Source organism: Chamaesiphon sp. OTE_20_metabat_361, from assembly GCF_031364565.1.
In genome coordinates this window covers 1-2,319 of record NZ_JANLWO010000325.1, presented here as the reverse complement: position 1 = coordinate 2,319, position 2,319 = coordinate 1, and the positions used below count along the sequence as shown (strand labels likewise).

4 protein-coding genes are annotated in these 2,319 nt (G+C 46.6%); all 4 read right to left on the bottom strand.

Annotation, left to right across the window (positions count from 1 at the left end; translation table 11 throughout):
- Positions 1 to 356: chromophore lyase CpcT/CpeT (locus tag RMO35_RS09685; protein WP_309740669.1), on the bottom strand; the 356-nt coding region annotated here is incomplete at its 3' end.
- A gap of 18 nt (positions 357 to 374) precedes the next feature.
- Positions 375 to 905, bottom strand: a complete 531-nt coding sequence (locus tag RMO35_RS09680; protein WP_309740667.1) for a phycobiliprotein lyase — start codon at positions 903 to 905, stop codon at positions 375 to 377.
- A 12-nt stretch (positions 906 to 917) separates the two neighbouring features.
- Positions 918 to 1,277 carry a phycobilisome linker polypeptide gene (locus RMO35_RS09675; protein ID WP_309740664.1) on the bottom strand — a complete coding sequence of 120 codons (360 nt, stop codon included), beginning with the start codon at positions 1,275 to 1,277 and terminating at the stop codon, positions 918 to 920.
- A 161-nt stretch (positions 1,278 to 1,438) separates the two neighbouring features.
- On the bottom strand, positions 1,439 to 2,191 hold the full coding sequence (locus RMO35_RS09670) for a phycobilisome rod-core linker polypeptide (RefSeq protein ID WP_309740661.1): 753 nt from the start codon (positions 2,189 to 2,191) through the stop codon (positions 1,439 to 1,441).
- Positions 2,192 to 2,319: the final 128 nt, after the last annotated feature.

The window sequence follows — 2,319 nt, the reverse complement described above, 5'->3', positions numbered from 1 at the left end:
CGACTAAAAATCATCGAGCAATTGCAACGACGTTCGAGACAATCGTGGGTAATAGTATTTAAAATTTCTCGTTCTCGCGCCGCGCCAGCGTAGAGCATCGGATCTTTGAGACTGTAATTTTCAATATACGCATCCGCGCCGCGATCTACTAATTTATGGACGCCCTGACGATAAGGACTCCACAGATCGTAATCATATACTTGTTCGGAATAAAACCCGATCGCGTTAAAAAATTCAAATGGTAGCGGTCGAAAAAAGATCCGAATATGCGCGTAATGCTGCGGCTCTAAAGTTGATTGGTGGTGATTGCTAAATTCACCAGCCATCCACTGCGCTAATAAAATCGAATCACTCATAAAAACTGCTAGTTTGAATTAAGCTGGTGCCAAGGAACGTAATTCGGAAGAAAAAGAAGCCGTGACGACACCCGTACCATCGCTGGTTTTGATTGTCGATACGCGAAATCTCAAATTGGGATTGACAAACCAAATTCGCTCTTCGGCGGCGGCGCGATCGTATTCGGTGATTAAGACAAATACATCATCAGCGGTGATGTGATAGCGAGCAGCAGCCGGGATAGTTTCAGCATACCCCCGATCGCGTAATAATCGACCCTGATTTGGGACATGAGGATCGGGAATTGGCACCAAGACAGTACTCCCTTTAAGCACCTCATCATTCCAGTCCGATTCTCCTTCCCAACTCATTTGGAAGGGAACTACCGCTTGACTCGGATCGATCCCATAGGATTGACAAAGTTCGATCGCTGCGGGATTGTCAGGAGTTAAAGCTACAATCTCGATCTCCGATCGCACCGCTTCAAAGTGACTAAAAATCATATGATGAGCGCTACGCTGCGACTTCCACTGCCCGATCGAACTTTCCACAAATTGAGTAATGTCCATTCGTACCCTAAATTAACGTTTTTTGGATTTGGCTGGCGGACGGCGGGATGTTGACGGGGACTTGCTGACAGCCAGATCTTTAGGCACTGGCGGCGATGGCTCGATTTCCGGCGGGACTACCGCAGCCACCGGAATATTCGCGACACTGGGCAGCGGTGCTGACAGCATCCGCACGTTTAGGACTTTGCCACCACGTTTGGTAATCGATTGCAGAGTTTTTGACAAACCTGAATAAGCAACTTTGACTGTATAGTTACTACTTCTGAGCATTGCTTGATGAGTGCTACCCGCAATATCGTTGGCGTAGCCTTCCAGAATGGAAATCGCAAATGTCCGATCGGTGTCACTACTCAAGTTAAATACAGTATTCATTTTGATAATTTTAATTTCAAAAATTGCTAAAAATCATAAATTATTAAACAAATCGATCGAGGACTAATGGCATGGAAGTTACACGATTTAGCCTCGATCGGATCTTCAGACATTCACAGTCATCGGGAGTAGCATCGATCGGTGCTATCCCCCAACTAGGGCTAAGTCATCTCAGTGATACTGACGATTTTGCCGCTGGTTCGATTGATGCGTTGAATTTGGGGTGTCATCCGATCGCCACGCACGATATATTCAGTAGTACTGACGCGACGAGGGCCAGTAAATTTGGCACCAGTGACGACGATTTTGAACATTTTCTTACTAGCATCAGCGGAACCGCCCAAACTGACTTTGGAGGCGGTCGCTTTACTGGTGCTATTGGTAGCAACTGAATATACGAGTTGAGAAGATGTCACTGCACTGCTGACTTGAGCGGGGCCGCGATCGATCGCAATCAGCCGATTGTAGGTGACTTGGCTCTTGCCATCTTCACTGAGACTGCGATTGTAAGGGACGATATTTTCCCCAAAGGCGGCTTGATACTCATCGCTGTCAATGTAAGAATCGATCTCGCTTTCATAGCCTTCAGCTACGCACCGCACGATATGTGCTGAGACTTCCGCTTTTGATTCTGGAGAACGACCCAAAAAGTGCATGAAATTCAGCTCAGTGAACCGATAAGGCGCACACTGTTGGAAGTAGCGAGTTTGATAAAATTCTGATTTACCAACTGCTCTCACAAATTCCCGCACGGAGAGGCTACCATCTGCTAGCTGTGATTCTGCGGATGTTAGGCGTTCGCTTTCCATGACGTGGGGGTTGCCCAAGACATGTTTGTATACTGCCCGAATCACTGCTTGAACGTCGTCAATAGTGCGATTGGGCCACAATTCCATCCGAGTCATGGTTGCCATAGTTTTTTGGTGCTAAATTGTTGTTATTTTGAAGATGTATACGCGGAATTAGCGGCTTTTGCCACCCAGATTTTGCCAAAAGGCAGGTTTAACTGGAGTTGTGAGGGAGTAATAATGTTTGCCATGAA